The organism is Halorussus marinus (genome assembly GCF_004765795.1).
GTDB classification, from domain to species: Archaea; Halobacteriota; Halobacteria; order Halobacteriales; family Haladaptataceae; genus Halorussus; species Halorussus marinus.
The window spans coordinates 274,669-291,958 of the sequence record NZ_SBIV01000004.1; the positions used below are offsets into that span (position 1 = coordinate 274,669).

11 protein-coding genes and 1 pseudogene are annotated in these 17,290 nt (G+C 59.4%); 3 read left to right on the top strand and 9 right to left on the bottom strand.

Annotated elements, in window-relative coordinates; all coding sequences use genetic code 11:
- Positions 1-14 precede the first annotated feature (14 nt).
- The 8 genes and pseudogenes from EPY72_RS10485 to EPY72_RS10520 all read right to left on the bottom strand — a co-directional run bounded on the left by EPY72_RS10485 (position 15) and on the right by EPY72_RS10520 (position 12,019).
- Positions 15-1,001, bottom strand: coding sequence for a GDP-mannose 4,6-dehydratase (locus EPY72_RS10485; RefSeq protein WP_135806374.1), 987 nt, complete (start codon positions 999-1,001; stop codon positions 15-17).
- Between the two features lie 52 nt (positions 1,002-1,053).
- Entirely contained in the window at positions 1,054-1,812 is a 759-nt protein-coding gene (gene aglF, locus EPY72_RS10490; protein WP_135806375.1) for a UTP--glucose-1-phosphate uridylyltransferase AglF, read from the bottom strand.
- 600 nt (positions 1,813-2,412) lie between these two features.
- Positions 2,413-4,785 carry an STT3 domain-containing protein gene (locus EPY72_RS10495; protein ID WP_135806376.1) on the bottom strand — a complete coding sequence of 791 codons (2,373 nt, stop codon included), beginning with the start codon at positions 4,783-4,785 and terminating at the stop codon, positions 2,413-2,415.
- Positions 4,786-5,045: 260 nt separating this feature from the next.
- Positions 5,046-5,462, bottom strand: a pseudogene (locus EPY72_RS10500) (IS1595 family transposase); the annotation flags it as partial.
- Between the two features lie 201 nt (positions 5,463-5,663).
- Positions 5,664-7,376, bottom strand: a complete 1,713-nt coding sequence (locus EPY72_RS10505; protein WP_135806377.1) for a BGTF surface domain-containing protein — start codon at positions 7,374-7,376, stop codon at positions 5,664-5,666.
- A 174-nt stretch (positions 7,377-7,550) separates the two neighbouring features.
- Positions 7,551-8,927 (bottom strand): archaellin/type IV pilin N-terminal domain-containing protein, encoded by a 1,377-nt coding sequence (locus EPY72_RS20075; protein WP_135806378.1) that lies wholly within the window; start codon positions 8,925-8,927, stop codon positions 7,551-7,553.
- A 275-nt stretch (positions 8,928-9,202) separates the two neighbouring features.
- On the bottom strand, positions 9,203-10,834 hold the full coding sequence (locus EPY72_RS10515; RefSeq protein ID WP_135806379.1) for a hypothetical protein: 1,632 nt from the start codon (positions 10,832-10,834) through the stop codon (positions 9,203-9,205).
- Between the two features lie 90 nt (positions 10,835-10,924).
- Positions 10,925-12,019: a tubulin/FtsZ family protein gene (locus EPY72_RS10520; protein WP_135806380.1), complete on the bottom strand. Its 1,095-nt coding sequence runs from the start codon at positions 12,017-12,019 to the stop codon at positions 10,925-10,927.
- 562 nt (positions 12,020-12,581) lie between these two features.
- Between EPY72_RS10520 and EPY72_RS10525 the strand changes: the two genes are divergently transcribed.
- From EPY72_RS10525 to EPY72_RS10535, 3 genes are all read left to right on the top strand, one after another.
- Positions 12,582-14,156 carry an amidohydrolase gene (locus EPY72_RS10525; protein WP_135806381.1) on the top strand — a complete coding sequence of 525 codons (1,575 nt, stop codon included), beginning with the start codon at positions 12,582-12,584 and terminating at the stop codon, positions 14,154-14,156.
- Positions 14,157-14,230: 74 nt separating this feature from the next.
- Entirely contained in the window at positions 14,231-15,235 is a 1,005-nt protein-coding gene (locus EPY72_RS10530) for an ABC transporter ATP-binding protein (protein ID WP_134671802.1), read from the top strand.
- A 3-nt stretch (positions 15,236-15,238) separates the two neighbouring features.
- The gene (locus EPY72_RS10535; RefSeq protein WP_135806382.1) at positions 15,239-16,264 is read left to right on the top strand and encodes an ABC transporter ATP-binding protein; all 1,026 of its coding nucleotides are present in this window, start codon (positions 15,239-15,241) and stop codon (positions 16,262-16,264) included.
- Between the two features lie 51 nt (positions 16,265-16,315).
- Here EPY72_RS10535 and EPY72_RS10540 read toward each other — a convergent pair whose 3' ends face one another.
- A complete protein-coding gene (locus EPY72_RS10540) occupies positions 16,316-17,140 on the bottom strand; it encodes a polysaccharide deacetylase family protein (RefSeq protein WP_135806383.1) in 825 nt (274 codons plus the stop codon).
- Between the last annotated feature and the right edge of the window lie 150 nt (positions 17,141-17,290).

Genomic DNA, 17,290 nt, shown 5'->3' on the forward strand with positions numbered 1-17,290 from the left:
AGTGATTTAATACCTCACGACTTCCGCACGAGCGGTTCGTACCAGTCTCTATTCTCTTGATACCACTCCGTAAACTGCTCGACGCCCTCTCGAATTGTCGTCGTCGGCTCGTAATCGAGCAGCTCTCTCGCCTTCGAGACGTCGGCGTGGGTGTGTTCGGCATCGGCGTCGTTGCGCTCGTCGTACACCAGATCTAGCTCCGGCGCGAGCTGGTCTCGGATTTCTTCGGCCAGCACTCGAATCTCGATGTTGTCCGTACTGCCGATATTCATCGCCTCGCCATCCGCCGCGTTCGTCTCCAGCAGCGTCCCGTTCGCACGCACCACGTCGTCGATGTACGTAAAGTCCCGGGTTTGGGTCCCTTCTCCGTAAATAACGGGCGGCTCGCCGTTCATACACCGCGAGACGAAGTTCGAGATGGCCATATTCGGGCGCATCCGCGGGCCGTACACCGTGAAGTACCGCAGCGACACCGTCGGCAGCCCGTACACCTCGTTGTACACGCGCGCGTACTGTTCCTCGGCGAGCTTCGACGCGCCGTAGGGGCTCACGGGCGTCGTCGGATGCTCCTCGTCGTACGGTAGGTAGTTGGGCTTGCCGTACACCGACGAGGAACTCGCGACGACCACGCGCGTGGTGTCGGAATTGCGGGCTGCCTCCAGTACGTTCAGCGTCCCATCGACGTTGATCTCGTTGACCTTCTGGGGCTGCTCGACGCTCGTCCGAACGCCCGCCTGCGCGGCCTGGTGGAAGACGAAGTCAGCGTCGCCGACGTACTCGTCGATAAGCTCCTCATCACGAATATCCCCCTGAATCAGTTCGTAACTACCGTCACTCTCCTCGGCTGCACGCCGACCCTGTTCGACGTTGTGTTCCTTGATGCCGAGATCGTAGTACGGCTCAAAGTTGTCGAGCGCGACTACGTCGTGGCCGTTATAGGCAAACTGCTCAGCGAGGTGACCACCGATGAAGCCCGCGCCGCCCGTCACGAGGATCTCCATTATGTTCGAGTCCCCGAATTCCCCTTACAAAAAGCCACCGAGTTTGTCACAGTCAGTTCACGGACGCCTCAACCGCGTCTGACTCATCTACTTCGATATCCTCACCACGCAACAACTTCTCGGCCTTCTCACGGTCCTCGGGATAGCCAACATCGATGCGCCAGCCGTCCATCCGGATCGCGTCAATCGTCCGGCCGCTCTGGATTAGCAAATCGATTGCCTCGCTAATCTCGTACTCGCCCCGGTTCGACGGCTGCACTAGATGACAGGCGTGGAAGATAGCTGACGTAAACGTGTAGAAACCAGTCATCACGAGATTCGACGGCGGGTCGTCAGGCTTTTCGACAACATCAGTTATCTCGCCGTAATCGTTCGTGTCACAGACGCCGTACCGACCGGCGTCCTCGTAGGGCACCTCTTCGACCAGGAAGGCAGCATCCGCACGGTCCTCCTGCTGTCGGTTGACCACGTCGCCGAGGTTCGCGTCAAAGACGTTATCGCCGAGCATCAGCATGAAGTCGTCATCGATGTGCTCCTCGACAGTCAGCAGGGCATGGGCGAGCCCCTTCTGTTCGCGCTGGTGCGCGTAGGTCATCGGAATCCCATCGAATTCATCGCCATAGTGGTCGATAATGTCCTGTTTCCGGTAGCCGACGACGACGACGAATTCGTCGGCGCCGAGCTCGGCCAACTGCTCAAAGCAGCGGGTTAGAATGGGCTTTCCGTCGACCTCAACCATCCCCTTGGGCTTGTCCTCGGTCAGCGGCCGCAGGCGAGTTCCCTCGCCGGCCGCGAGTACGACTGCTTTCATGTACTGTTGGCCCTCACTGGAGTATTAAATAGCTTTAGACTCAATGACGGTACCCTCTTTAGATGCGGGTTTCTATTCTTTGTCTCGACTGCGTGATCAACCACCACCTTGGCATACTGAGAGGGTGAGACAGGGTCGGCGAACCCGACAACAATCTCATGAGCGACGCGTATCTCGTCAGCCAAGCACTGCCGTTCTAGCTGGTCGAAGTATGCAGCGAGTCGCAAGATTCAAGCGGCTTGAGAGTTTTCGAGCCTCAATCGCAATTCTGCTAATATACCGGAATACTGCTCCGTGATGTTCAGGCTTTGGTAGTACGGAGTTACAGGCACTGTCTAGTTAAGCGATTCGTAGAAATATTGGCGTGAGAGTACCTCTCTAACCGGTGGTGGAGCAACACTATTCATGCACTGGGGCCGAGATGTTTGCCGAGCTGGTCGAATTGGGGCCGCTCAGGGATTCCCGGCTGTACGTCTCACTGTTCAGACACTGGTTTTGCTCCAAATGAGCTACGGTCATCGTCCTACCCGCTGGCGATTTTGCCTAACTAGACAGTGCCGAGTTACACTTCGTAACGAAAATGATTATTCCCCAAGACGTCTATTCTTCCACACTAATGTTCCCGCCGTTCTCGACCGCCCGCTCGGACACCGAAACGCTCTGATCTCCGACCGAGTAGGTGCCGGGATACGAGACAGTCACCGAGAAAGTCCCGTTCTGGGTGGTCTCAACGCTCCGACGGTACTCGAAAGTGGTGTTTTCGATCTCAACGTCAGTTGAGACAGTCACGATTTCACCAGCGGGAGCCGTCCCGGTAATGTTCGCCCCAGGAACGAGCGCGAACGCCTTCACCGACCCGTCGTCGCTAGCGTACACCGTCCGATAGTGGCCGACACCCGGTGCACCGTCATCGCCCGCACTCCCGAACCGGAAGTGAAGCCGGGAGTACATAATGTCAGACGGCACTTGTCCGGGAAGGTCGAGATCCTTCGTGATGACGAAACCGACCTGATCGTTGAGCCGCTGGTACTGTGCTTCGGAATTGTTCGCCGCGAGGAACGGCTCGTAGTTGTTATCTGCGAACCCGTAACTCCGCGCCTCCCCGTTCACGAAGTAGTTGTACATTCGGTTGCGACCCCACTTGCTCAACACGTAGTTCTCGGGAGACTCCAGTCCACGATGGTCGGCATAGGCGTTAATCGACTGGGCCGCCGCGTAGTTGTCGCTGCCAATCTTCACCTGCTCGTGACGGACGGTCGTCTGGACCGCGCCTGCACTTGTGACGAACAGGAACAATATAGCGAGCGTCGTAATCGTACTCCGACTGGGAAGTCCAAGCGACAGACTTTCGTCGGAACCGCCGCGAGACGACTTCGATTCGCCGTTCACGAACGCAGGCCAGCGGACGATATCCATCTTTGCCGCGAAGGCGACGAATCCCCAGCCGGCGAGGATGGCGAAGAAGGGCCCGAGCTCGCCGACGAACCGTCGCTGGAGCGCCGCCAGCACCAGAAAGTACCCGCCGTAGGTCACAACGACGAGCCACGAAGAGTGATTAGTACGGTACGCTCGCCAGCCGGCATAGATTAGCACTGGGAAACCGAGTACCCAAACGAACCCGAGTTCTAATAGCGGGCCGAGGAGCAGTTGAATTGGTCCACCACCGAACATAGAGCGGTTTTCAGCTATTCCCGTCCGGAAAAGCAGGAAATCAAGCCGCTGCATCAACACGTCCATATACGACGGTAAAAATAGCTGTAACACTGCTAACCCACCTAGTGCGCCTGCGACCTCGGTCGTCCCGAAAGCAAATGCAGGCAACTCCCTGCGATAGAACGCCTCCCCAATAAGCGACACCCCAACGACCCCGACAAGCACCAGCGCGGGCGAGTATGTGACTACCTCTGAGTGCCATCCGAATGCGGTATGGGCAAGATGAGAGAGTACCGATGCGAACGCTAGCCCCGCAACGATCGGTGCGTTCGGGGCCAGCGACGACTCGCCCGCTCGGACGTAAGCCACGGTCCGAACAGCAACGAAAACCCCCAGTGCGCCGACCAACAGCGGACCGGCCTCCCAGGCCATCACCTGTCCGGCGACCGCGACGCCGAGCACGCCCGACGCGAGCCACGTCCGCGTATCCTCAAGTTCAGGGTGTCCCACATCCGCCAGTTCTACCAGCGCGAGGGCAGTCAGCGCAAGCCATGGGTAGTCGAACGCGTGGTGGTCGGAGAACCCAAGCCCCGTCCGGTAGGCAAAGGCGGGAATCACCCCGAGCAGCAGTACTGACGCGATACCAACACGGCGGTCGCCGGTTACCCGGACTGCAATAGCGTACACGAGGACACCGACGACGAGCGCCGACAACACGGGATACCACGCCAGCACCGCGCCGCTGGCGTCCGCACCACCCAGGGCGTTCGTCACCCACCACAGCGTCGCGACCATCAGCGGTTCGCCGTTCGCGACAGCACCGGGAAGATCCGAAAGTACGCTGAAGTCGAAAATACCGACCGCCTCGGCCGAGAGCTGGTCAACCCAGTAGCGGTAGTAGTAAGGATCGTTCGAGGAGAGCAGGACGCCGTCCGGGCGGAACACGTGACCCACAAAGTAGGCACGCATTGCCGCAACGAACAGTAGTGCCCCGGCGAGCGCGCCAGCGGTCTCCCGCGACACGGAGGGAAGCCAGAGCGACGAGAACGCTGACCTGCTCAATTGATCGCCATCGTCCGGTTCGTCGTCGCCGTCCAGACTCGCTCGGACAGCGTCCGGATCGACGACTTCGTACTCGCCGCCCGCTTTCGTTACGATGTCCCGCGAGACCAGCTCGCCGAAGGTTCCCGAGTCGAACGGTACGTCATCGAACGTCCACCCGTCGGCGCGCTCGTCTACCGCGAGGAGTTCGCGGAGGTCGGATTCGAGCTCCGGCTTCTCCGCGAGGAGATCGTCAGTCGCCTCGCGTACGTCAGTCATGGTGGTCGAATATCGTGAAGGGCGCATAAACCCTGCGACACTCGATGCCGACACCACGTGACTGGATAATACGCTCTTCTGTAGGAGATCGTTGGTACAGTCGTCACTAGTTGAGTAGGAACGCTAGTTGATTTCCTAAGCACCTCTACCGTGGACTCACGATTCAATCCTCACAGCCGAAAATCGCAACACTGTAGTCCATCAGCAATGATCTACGCAAGAGCGATTTTCGTACGCTCATCCGTAGCACATTGTTGATTTCACAGCGTCGCTCGAACAGCGTGCTTGAGACCGTCTCGGCCGGGTTTTCGAAACAGCTCAGGGCGTAGCTGAAACCTCTGAGATATTGTGTCAACTTGTCTTTGGAGATACCTCGGTGAGGCGAGAGCCACCCGTCGAACCTGCGACGCCTGGCTCTCGCAAGTGTTGACGTGTACCTCGTCATCGGCGTATTCGCCGTCGCTGTGGACGACGTATTTGCGGTCGGATGCGTCGTCCGCTTCGAGTGGTTCGTACGCCCGAAAGCCATCGGTATACACGGTCAGCGACTCCTGCTGGCGGTCGGCCAGCAGGAGTCGAATCGTCGATTCGTCTGCGGCTTTCGCTGGGATCACGTACCGCTGTCGAGTGCCACGGTCGGCGATGGTGAAAATCGGTGGCTTGTCCCCGCTATGCGAAAAGACACCGCCGTTGTAGCACCGATCAAAAGCACCGCAATGAACAGGATTAAACCCCGACCCCAACCTGCCCACGACGCCGAAAAGACGAGAGACAGCGGAGAATCGAACGGTACTTCCATCCCGAAAAGGACCATATTTTAATAGAAGGGTTAATTGAAACAGCCACAAATTCGGAATAGTCGTATCCCCCGATTCGCATTATTGCCTTCGAATGGCTACGAGGAAGCACCCAACGAGAACAATGATCGTAGTAATCGCTCGAAAGCCAGGAACGGATTGGGAGTCTTCGATCGTTTGTTGATTGATCGGAGATTCCGGGTTTCCTGATGATGCTTGAGTGATACCCGCTTCAGTCGCTGCTTCGTTCGTAGTCGTCTTCGATGTGGTCGTACGAGTCGTTTTGGTTGTTTCTCGAGTCGTCGTTTGAGTCGTCGACGTGGTCGTAAAAGTCGATTCCTTCGTAGTGAGCGACGCAGGGACGGTTTTATTGTATTCTGGGATCTCAACGGAAAGATTCCCAGTCGAAGATGCGTCACTAAGATCAAAGTTCGCGGTAAAACCGCCAGTCTGATTGACCACGACACGCTGGTTTTTTGTGAAGCTTGAAGATCCCTCATTATAGTGTACCTGAACATCGAACTGGGATCCGGGTTCCACTTTTGCTTCTCCCGTGACCGAGGCATCTTCCGTCAGGGTGATTTGATCGCCGGTGTAATTAAGCCGAACTTCCCATATTCGCACGGCAGAGTACTTTTTGTTCTGATCAGAGAGCGTGATGGTAAATCGGTCACCGCGTCGCACATCACTAAAATCGAACGTGGTCTGGAACGTCTGATTTGCCCGGACCGTTGCCTGTTTCGTTTCGACGAAGGGTGGGATCCCGTCATACGATGCCGTTATATTTATCCTCTCGCCCGGGGGTAGCGTTGTCGTCCCCCTGATAGTGTCTGTCCCGTTGACTTGAATCGGATCCGTCGCGTGCTCTAACTGTGCTCGGGCCGTAACGACGCTGAAATCCGCGGTGGTTGACGGTTGGCCATCGACGAAGGGATTGTCTCCAACAACCGAAACGTTCGCCCGATACCGATCGCCGGCCTCAATTCCGTGACGGCCCGTGTTGACGAACGCGTAAAGCGAGTCCGTCTGAGGTTCGTTGACGAACTTTTCGATGTCCGTTTCGTCGAACCGATTCGGTTGCACGTTCATCGTCGAACTTTGCTGTTCGAACTGTGCGGTAAACAGATCGGAGGCATTCTCAGACGAGCGAAGAAATCCGTTACTGAATTCAGACGTGTTGACTGCGAGGACGACCCACCGGCCTTTCGCGACGGAGGGAATAGTCCCCGAATCGACAGGGATCGAACCTTCCGTTTCGACCGGATCGGTGACTTCGCTAACGTCCGTCGTCGGTGGGATAATCCACTGGTCGATGTTACCGCTGAATTCCGGCGGTGATCGCGGCTTGATGATGAACTTGCCGAGTGCGACCTCACGCCCGTCGACGGTGATATTCATGTCGTACGTCGCGGCCGCCAGCGGGCGATCGACCTCTTTGACCTTTTTCGTCAGGCTTCCGCCGCCGCTGACGATTTGCTCGACGCTCGTCTCGTAGGTGTTGAGACTGATTTCGGTCGAGCCGCTGATCTCCATCTGCACCCAGAATCCATTTCCGGGCGAACCGAGGTTGAGCGTCGCCGGACCATCGACCGATGCGGAGATGTTGAGCGTGTTCCCTCGGGTTCCCCGTACGACTTTCGGGGAAAAACTGCCATCGACTGATTGCGTCGCGAGGATCGCACTACGCTCGGAACCCGTCGCTTGACTTACCGCGAGGGGGGATAGTATCGAACCGGAAACGACGAAGAACATCGTCGCAAGCGCGAGCGTTTGAGAGAGCGAGGGCATGTTCATTGGGTATCTCGACGGTTTATATCGGGTGTACGTAAATCTAAGTGTTCGAATGCGGTGAACGGCGTATCTCTCTGTTCGTGTGTGAAACCAACGACTGGCGCGTTTAGTACTAAACGAGTTATGTCTATCAGGTTCGACAGTCCCGCAAAAATAATCGCGCGAAGGGAGAACTGCCTATATCGAGACGGCTTCCTGGTTGGCGAGCGAGTCGGGGACGCGGAGCAGCACGGTCTTCGTCGCGCCCGACGGCGTCGTAATCGACATCTCGGCGGTCGAGCCGGCTTCGAGAGTACCGGGATCGACTTTTATCGTGAATCGGTCGCCGGACGAGAGCACGGGCATGGTCCCGTCTTCATCCTGAATCGCGGTCAGGGAGAATTCGCTGTCTTCGGCCGGGGTTTCGCTGTCGGTGTAGACCAGGTCGTGACTTCCGTCAGGAGCGATAAAGTTAATCGTGGTTTTACCCATGTCGATGTCGCTCGCACCGGGCGACTGCGTCACGATGATTTCGATACTATCGACTTTCGACTCGGTACCAGCATTGCTGGCATCAACGTAGGCGAGCGATGCTGAGTCGACACCACCCTTAATCGAGATATCCTCGCCGTCGTTACTGAGGATCACATTCGTGGGATCCCCAGCACCGTCGTTGAAGGTAAGGGTCTCCGAGCTGTGAACCTCGATAGAGTCTCCGGACGGGCCGGTGACTTCGTAGTGGTATTCAGAAGTCGTCTCGTTCTTGTAGAGGACCGATATCGAGAGTTTGAATTCCTCAGAGTCGGCGTCGATATCGAGGGATTCACCATTACCGTCAGTGACCTGAACCGCGGGATCCTGTGCATCGACCACGAGTTGGCCACCGTCGAGAACGTCGAGCGTACCGACGGTGTCACCGAAGGTTAGCTCTGCGGCCTCGCGCTTGATAACCTCGTCCGAGGCACCACCAGTTCCGATAACAACGTCGCTGTTTTGACCAGCAACGTTAGTGAATGTAAGGGTGATATCGGAACCGCTCCCCGCAGTCAGAGTTTCGTCTTTTTCGAGGTTGACAGTGAACGAGTTCGAGGTGCTATCGGCGTCAGTAACGGTGTAAGCAGTCTCGTTGATCGCGATGATCTCTAATCCTTCCTGACCCGTTCCAGCGATAGAGATAGTATTACCGTTTCCATCGCCTATCTTGGAACTGGCAGTTGCCGTCGCGTACACGACAGTTTCGTTAGCGTCGATGGTGTATCCGGTATTACCACCAGCAGAGATACTGAGGTTCAGGACGGTCGACTGTGCAGACGACGCACCCGTCGTCACCTGCCCGGTCGTACTGATCACTTGCAGTTGATTGGTGACCTGTGCACCACTCTCTTCGCCGGTCTGTTCGGCACTCGATTGCAGGAATCCGGCCGTGTTGATCAGGACGCCCGCGGCGATGGCTGCCACGAGGACCATGGCGATGAACACGATCAGGGTACCGATACCAACTTGCGCCCGCTCCCATGTGTCGGGGAGGCGGTCGCCGATCCGCTCGAACGGTTTTTTGAGGTTGTCTCGTATCATTGGTCTCACAAGCATCCGCGTCGGATGCTTGACTATCTCCGTATTTAGATAGGACTGATAAATAACTATAGGCCTAATATCAACGCTGATAATCCGGTGTCTGACAGGACTATTCGAACCGGCCAATAAATAAGCATCTGGAAAAAGATCAGATCGAGCACTCGAATCGCCGGATTTGTCGGTGCTCTTCTCGCATCCTTGAGCAGTGTGCGCGAACGTCGTAGTTATGGCCGCCCAAAGAGAGTACGCAGAGCCTACCAGACAGGTTCGAGGATCTACATTTTTCGATTCAGCAGGTGACGAACGATCGCCACCAACGGCTGATACGAATCCCACGTCGAAGGCCACCGACGAGCTATCGCGACGATGTGGCTCTGGGCTTCGAATTCGAACCGTTCCAGGGACTGCCATCGTTGGCATTCGTTTTGGCCCGCGTGCGCCGTTACGACGTACTGGCCCTCGGGGAGTGGGTTTCCGGAGTGCTGTGGCTGGTGTTCTGGGTTGTGCTCGGCGTTAGCGCCGAGCCACGAGTAGGTTCGAGCCCTCAGTTGCTCCGGTGTTCCGGGTGGGCGTGTGGCGAGTGTCCCGTTCGGCCGGGCCGAGAACTCCACGACACCGAGATCCGAGACGATTCGTTCGACGCGAGGATCGAGGAGATGACGAGCAGGGAAAAACGTCGTCGTCAAATACGTCGTCGCGATGTCCACGGTCGTCGACTGCGTTCGTCCATCGCGACCCGACAGCGTTACCGTCCCGGTCCACGACTGCGATCCGCCCGACGAATCGATTCGGTGAACTCCGAGGCGGATCGGGAGCGGTCCGGCGGAGTTGGTCGACTCGATTTCGAGTCGGTGTTTCACGACCGGTCGAACGAAGGACCGAGCCGTCTCGACCGGCACATGTTCGGGCGGGAACCGCTCGGGGACGATTGACCGTGTGAGTGTGAATTGCGTCTCCAAATGGGGGCGGCAACCCACGGATGTGGGTTGCGGAGTGACCGATGGAGACCCGGCCGTCTCCGACGTTTCGGCATCTGACGACACATGTCCACTTGGTTGTGAACGTCCGAACTGGACGGAGACCGCGAGGAGATAGCCGCCGCCGAGCCCGAGCGTATGAGCGACGACGTTCGGAACGTAACCGGCCGAAGCCGACGGGTGAGGAAACAACAGGGGGACGAGAACCCCGAGCGCGACCCAACAGCAGAGAATCAACCCGAACGCCAAGCGATGTCGAGACACCGCGGTAACGATCGCTGAACCACCGGTCTGGTCGCTACGGTGACGGCGGGAAACTGTGAGAAAACCGATGCCGATGAAAATGGCGGTAAACAGAATCGCTTTGAGCCAGCGTAGTCCAGTCGTGGGATAGGTTTCGAGTAGTAGACCGAACAGCGAGAGGAGGATCACGAGCGTCCCGAGCATCGCGGCCCGGAGGTCGAACCGAACCGCGAGGTAGCTCGTGAGAAAGCCAAAGAGAACTCCGACGTATCCTCCGACCACTCCGGAGAACCCCATCGAGACGCTCGCAGAGAGTTCCCTGAATAGTCGCTCGAAAGCGAGGTCGGTCGCGAAGCCGAGTGGAAGTGGAAAGACAATGAGTACCACGAGAACACACGTCCAGAAGTTGAGACGACTCTGTTGGCGGACGGCGAGCACCCACGCGGGGACAATGGCGAGACCGTACGCGATTATGTTCCCGACCAGGTGGGCCCAACTATAGTGAACGAAGGCAGAGGACCACATCGTCACCAGCGTTGGGTCGGCGTGATCGAGAGCGAGTTGCCCCCGAGTAGTCCGGGGAACCAAGACGTGAATGCCACACACTAACCCGGCGATAGTGAGGAGACCGAAGATATCACCACATAGAACCGCGATCCGCTTCGGTGTCCATCGATTGAACGCCATCTCTGCTACATCACACATCCAAGCCGAGTCTCAAATAGATAGTGGACCTCGTAGATACTGACATATAAATTATAGGATTGGCGATCTCTCTCAAGCGTCGGCTATCTTGAGATCATCGAGTCGGGGAGTGTCCTGTATGCCTCCGAGAAGAACGAGTACAGTGAGTTGACTGCTGTTCTGGTTCGGCGCGTCTCCAGTTCGTAACTGAGCCGAATCGATCTCCTCGGACAACCAACGCTGGCCGTCTGCGATGGCCTGTTGATGAAGCCAGTCCGGCGGACCCGAAACCACCAGTAATCCGCTGGTCGCGGAGGCGAGTGGGCAGTCAAACGTTAATCGGCCCCGAGCCGCCCGACGTAGCGTCGTCTCGACTGCCTTGATAGCCGAGACGTCGTCCACGTCATCGTCGTCAGTAGACAGGCGTCCACGAAGACGACCGAGAAGCGACGAGTCACTCGACTGCCGATCCGGTTGCACGTCTTGGCGGGCGTACCCGATCGTCGCGAGACCGCCCTCGTCGAGTGTCGAGATGATCTCGCTCGCGTCGACCACACGCTGGCCGACCGAGTCTCGAGTCACGGCCTCGCCGGCACTCAATAGTGTCCCGATCCGTTCAGCGAGTTCGCGATTGAGCATTTCTGCGTCGTCTTCGAGAGAACTCTCCGAGTCGAACCAAGCGTCGTTGTCGAAGACCAGTTGCGCGTCGACTACGCTATGTGTGGTCTGGAGTCCGTGTGCCGGATTTTCTGGGGGAACCTCCTCGTGAGAGGCTGGGAGGACGGAGACCGTGTAGATAGGCCGATCGTACACCTCCCGAAGCGCTCGGGCGAGCGCAGGAGTCACACCAGATCCTGTGCCGCCGCCGAGTCCCGCGACGAGTATAATCGCGGCCGCATCAGAGGTGACGGCCGTATCGATGCGACGACGCATTTCGAGAATATCGTCTTCGATCGCAGTGATGGCTTTGGACCGGTCTCCGCCAGTACCCGTACCGCCGGTTTCGACGTGCCCGAACAGATGTCGCGCCTCTGGTGGGACAGATTCAAGCGCGGAAAGGGCCGTCTCGTCGGTGTCCAGAACGCGAGCCCCGACCAGATACGAGGCCGAGCGAGTATCGCTATCACGCCAGAGCGCATCGACGATCCGCCCGCCTGCACCGCCGACGCCAATAGTCACAACGCGCATAGCAGGAACTTCAGAAAGTAAGTATAAAATAACTATCGTCAGTTTCACTTCTTCTTGTGAGCGACTTTCCAGCCAGCCCAAATGGGTTACGTGTCGCGGCGGCGCCGTCGCCTGCCGCGACGATGGTCATACACGGTATCGGACAGCGTCCGTGGAGTCCCTATTCTTCGACCGGTGTCGATGGCGCCGAACGGCGATTAACTGACATGGCGTGCCAGACCGAATGCCGACCGCCACGGAGTAGTTGTTAAACAAGTATCATAATATCGAGTCTACCAGACATCCTTGCCGGAGCATTCCCCAGCCATTGACAGTCGACCTCGCAAACAGATTGCTTCGGTCACCGACCATTACATACCGCCGAAGGGTGGTACGGTCACTTATAGTCGGAAACCGCCGTATCTGCCGTTTTCGTGCCACAATCGCGGAATTTTCTAAATGACTCAGAGCGCGCCAACACACCGCTTCTCGATATTTCCGCACACGAGTTGAATATAATACATGTGTGTGGTCGGCGGTGTTATGGATAATTTTTAATACGAAATCGGAGAGCTACCAGAGTATGGCTCACCAGAGCGAACTCCTACTGCGTAACGGTGACGTTCATCTGTTCGACGACGACCGAACCGTCGCCGAGAGCGTCCTGTTTCGCGGCGACCGGATCGCCGCCGTCGGATCGACCGACGACGTCGAAAGCGCGGCGGACGACCCCGACGTTGTCGACCTCGACGGTCGGACGGTACTGCCGGGGTTCAACGACGCACACACCCACATCCTCTCGGTCGGGATCCAACTGATCGAGACCGATCTCTCGGAGGCCGACGACAGGGAGCAAGCGCTGGCGATGCTTTCGGAAAATGCCCGAGACACCGCCGACGGAAACTGGGTCCTCGGGTTCGGCTACGACGAGAGTACGTGGCCCGAAGGCGACCGGAGCTACCTGTCGCGGGCCGAACTCGACGGCGTCACCGAGACGAACCCCGTCGCGGTCACTCGTGTCGACGGCCACACGGTGTCGTTGAACTCGGAGGCTCTGGAGAAAGTCGACTTCGAAGGAGTTGAACACGACGTAATCACCGACGAGCAGGGCGACCCGACCGGCCGGGTCGTCGAAGACGCCGCGGGGCGGGTCAAGATAGCGTCGCGACCCGACGTCGAGAAAGCCCGCCGGGCGCTCGACGCCGCGATCACCAGATCCCACGAGCTGGGGATCACGTCGGTCCAGACCATGGCCGGACTCACCGCCGTCAGGGACCACGGCAACCTCGTTCAGGAGACGCTCCAGAAGGCGTGGGAAGACGACGATCTCACCCTCCGGGTCACCTACTACGTCCACGCGTCCCAGGCGGAGTCGCTTTCGGACCTCGAACTCGCGCCCGGCTTCGGCGACGAGTACCTGCGCGTGGGCGGGCTGAAGACGTTCTCCGACGGGTCGCTGGGGTCCCGCACCGCCAAAATACACGGCGAGTACGCCGACGACCCGAGCACCGACGGCCAGATGGTCCACGACGGGGACGAACTCGAAGCCTGGTTCCGGGAGGCGGCGCGGGCCGACCAGCAGATCGCGACCCACGCTATCGGGGGACGGGCGATCGATATCGTCCTCGACCGGTACGAGGCGGTCCTCGACGAGTACGAGATCGAGGAGCCGAGGCTCCGGGTCGAGCACGTCGAACTCGCGACCGACGAGGCGCTCGATCGGTTCGCCGATCACGACATCGTCGCGAGCATGCAACCCAACTTCCTCCAGTGGTCCAAGCCCGACGGCCTGTACGAAGCCCGACTGGGGACGGACGCGCTCCCGACGAACAACCGCTTCCGGGACATCGACGGGGCGGACGTTCCGCTAGCGTTCGGTAGCGACAAGATGCCGCCGGGTCCGCTGTACGGGATCCACCACGCGACGAATTCGGAGTACGATCCCCAACGCCTCGACGTCGATCGGGCGATCGCCGCCTACACCCGCGGGGCGGCGTACGCCGAACACGCCGAGGAGTTCAAGGGGACCTTAGAGCCCGGGAAGCTCGCCGACGCCGTGGTCCTCGGTCGGGACCCGTTCGAACACCGGGCGGAGATCGAGGAGATCGACGTGGAGCTGACGATCGTCGGCGGGGAGGTCGTCTACGAGAGCTCGTAGGTCGAGTCGAGACGGCGCTCGAGACGCTTTTTGACACAACCTTGATAACGATGTGCACAAGTTAACGAATTACAATGAGCTCGTCGACAGAACAAGGCCGCGACGGTCGAGAGAACGCCGACACGCTTCTGGAAGTCTCGGACCTGGTCACGCAGTTCGAAACGTATCGCGGGACGGTCGAAGCGCTCGACGAGGTGTCGCTGACGGTCGGAGAAAACGAGATCGTCGGGATCGTCGGCGAGAGCGGGTGCGGAAAGTCCGTCACGGTCCGTTCGATCCTCCAACTGATTCGGGAGCCGGGCCGGATCGTCGGCGGCGAGGTGGCGTATCACGGCCGGGACCTCCTCGAGTTGTCCGACAAGCAGATGCGCGACGAGATCCGGGGGACCGAGCTGGCGATGATCTTTCAGAACCCCACGAACGCGCTCAACCCCGCGTACACCGTCGGCCACCAGATCGCCGAAGTCGCACGGGAGGTCAGAGGGGTAGGCGACGAGGAGGCGAGATCGCGCGCGATCGAGCTGATGGACGACGTCGGGATTCCGAAAGCCGAGGAGCGCTACGGCGACTACCCCCACGAGTTCTCGGGCGGGATGAAACAGCGGGTCCTGATCGCGAAGTCGCTCGCCTGCCAGCCAAACCTCCTGATCGCCGACGAACCGACGACCGCCCTCGACAAGACGACCGAGGCCCAACTGCTCGATCTGGTCGACGAGATGCGCGAGGAGTACGGGCTCTCCGTGCTGATAATCACCCACGACCTGCGGGTGATCTCGCGGCTCTGCGATCGGGTCGTCGTCATGTACGCGGGCCAGATCGTCGAGACCGGCTCGACCCGCGACGTGATCAAGAACCCGGTCCACCCCTACACGAAGGGGCTGGTCGAGGCGATCCCGCGCCTCGGCGACGAGCAGACCGACCTCGAGTCGATCGACGGCACCGTCCTCGACCTCGTCGATCCGAACTCCGGGTGTCGGTTCTACGAGCGGTGCCCGATCGCACAGGAGCACTGCCGGGACGAAAAGCCCGCCCTCGAAGAGAAAGAGCCCGAACAGTACGCCGCGTGTTTCGAGGTGTGATTCATGTCGGAGACGATACTCACGATCAGCGGTCTGGAGAAGCACTTCCCGATCAAAGAGGGGCTACTCAAGCGACAGGTGAACAGCGTCAAGGCGGTCGACGGCGTCGACCTCGAGATCGAACGCGGCGAATCGGTCGGGCTGGTCGGCGAGTCCGGGTGCGGGAAGACGACGCTCGGGAAGTCCCTGCTCAGGCTGATCGAGCCGACCGGCGGGGCGATACGGTTCGACGGGATCGACATCACCGACGCCGACCAGGACCAGCTCAAGCGACTCCGCCAGCGGATCCAGATGGTGTATCAGGACCCGGATTCGAGCCTCAATCCGCGACGGACCGTCGAGAAGACGCTTCGCGAGCCGCTCAAGATACACGACCAGCTCGACGACGCCGACCGGCGGATCGACCGGATGCTCGAACGGATGGATCTCGATCCGGAGACGTACCGATCCCGGTTCCCCCACGAGCTCTCGGGCGGCCAGCGCCAGCGCGTCGGCCTGGCTCGGTCGCTCATCCTCGAACCGGAGTTTCTCGTGCTCGACGAGCCGACGAGCGCGCTCGACGTGAGCGTGCAGGCCCGCATCTTGGACCTATTGCAGGACCTGCAAGAAGAGATGGGGCTGACGTTCCTGTTCATCAGCCACGACCTCTCGGTCGTCAACCACCTGTGCGATCGGACTGCGGTCATGTATCTCGGCGAGATCGTCGAGCGAGGCGCCACCGAAGACGTCTTCGAGCGCCCGAAGCATCCGTACACCGAGGCGCTCTTCTCGTCGCTTCATCCCGTCGACCCCGACGAGGAACGGATGCGGGTCTCGCTCGAAGGCGAGCCGCCGTCGCCGATCAATCCCCCGACCGGCTGTTCGTTCCACCCCCGGTGTCATCGCCAGGACGAGGTGGGCCAGAAGTGCTGTGAGGTCGACCCCGCGTTGACGCGACGAGAAGAAGCGAGCGAGCGCGACGTCGCGTGTCACCTCTACGAACAGCGGTCGACCGAGACGGTGGCCTCGCAGTCGGGGTCCGACCGCTGAGACCCGGTTGTTCGGCCCCGAACTGGGTTGGCCGGTTCGTTCGACGAATCGTCAGCCGTTTCGATAGTCGTTCGCGACGGTGCTCGCGTCGGCGAACGTGATCTCGGGGTCGGCCTTCAGCGTCTCCAAGAGCGCTTCGAGGTGCGAGACGAACGGGGCCCGACCCGCACACTGGGGGTGGAGCAACAGGACGAAGACGCCGTCGTCGACGTTGCGTTTCATCCACTCGATCTCGGCGCGCCAGCGGTCGAACACCGCTTGCTCTTGGGAGTACCCGACCCACTCGGGTCCGGTGACGACCGGGAACAGTTGCATCCAGTCGTCGCGGTGCCACACCAGCGGCACCTCCACGAGGTCGGATTTCGGCCCGCGCTCGTAGGGCTCTTCGAGGGTGGGTCGGGGATCTTTCGTGAGCGTGTACGGCCGGAAGTCGTGGGCGCTGTCGCTCGAATCCCACTCGAAGTCGAGCTCTTCGAGGATGTCGATCGTGTGTTCGGAGAAACTCCCGTCGGGGGTGCGATAGCCCGTCGGACGTTCGCCGGTCAGATCGACGATGCTCTCGATGCCGCGTTCTATGTCTGCCTTCTCGGCCTCTCGATCCGCGAAGTCGTTCGGCGAGCGGTGGGTCCAGCCGTGGTGTTGGATCTCGTGGCCCCGATCGTGCACGTCGCCACAGATTTCGGGGAAGCTCTCGATGGTGTGGCCCGGGACGAACCACGTCGAGGGGACGTCGTACCGGTCGTGGAGATCGAGGAGTCGCGGCGTCGCCACCTCGGCGCCGTACACGCCCCACGACGCGAACCCGGGCATGTCGTACGAGAGCCACGCCGCGACCGCGTCGAGGTCGTACGTGAGACAGACCGTCGAATCGCCCATACCGGCCAGTACGTGTAATAATAGTAAAATTTTTCGGCGGCGTAGGAGAAGTCGGTCGTTGAGGATTATTACTTATATCTTTATTCATACTCGTCGGTACCATGTGTAATATTGCCAAGGCTTTATAGGGGTCGCGCGTGCGTCGTGTGA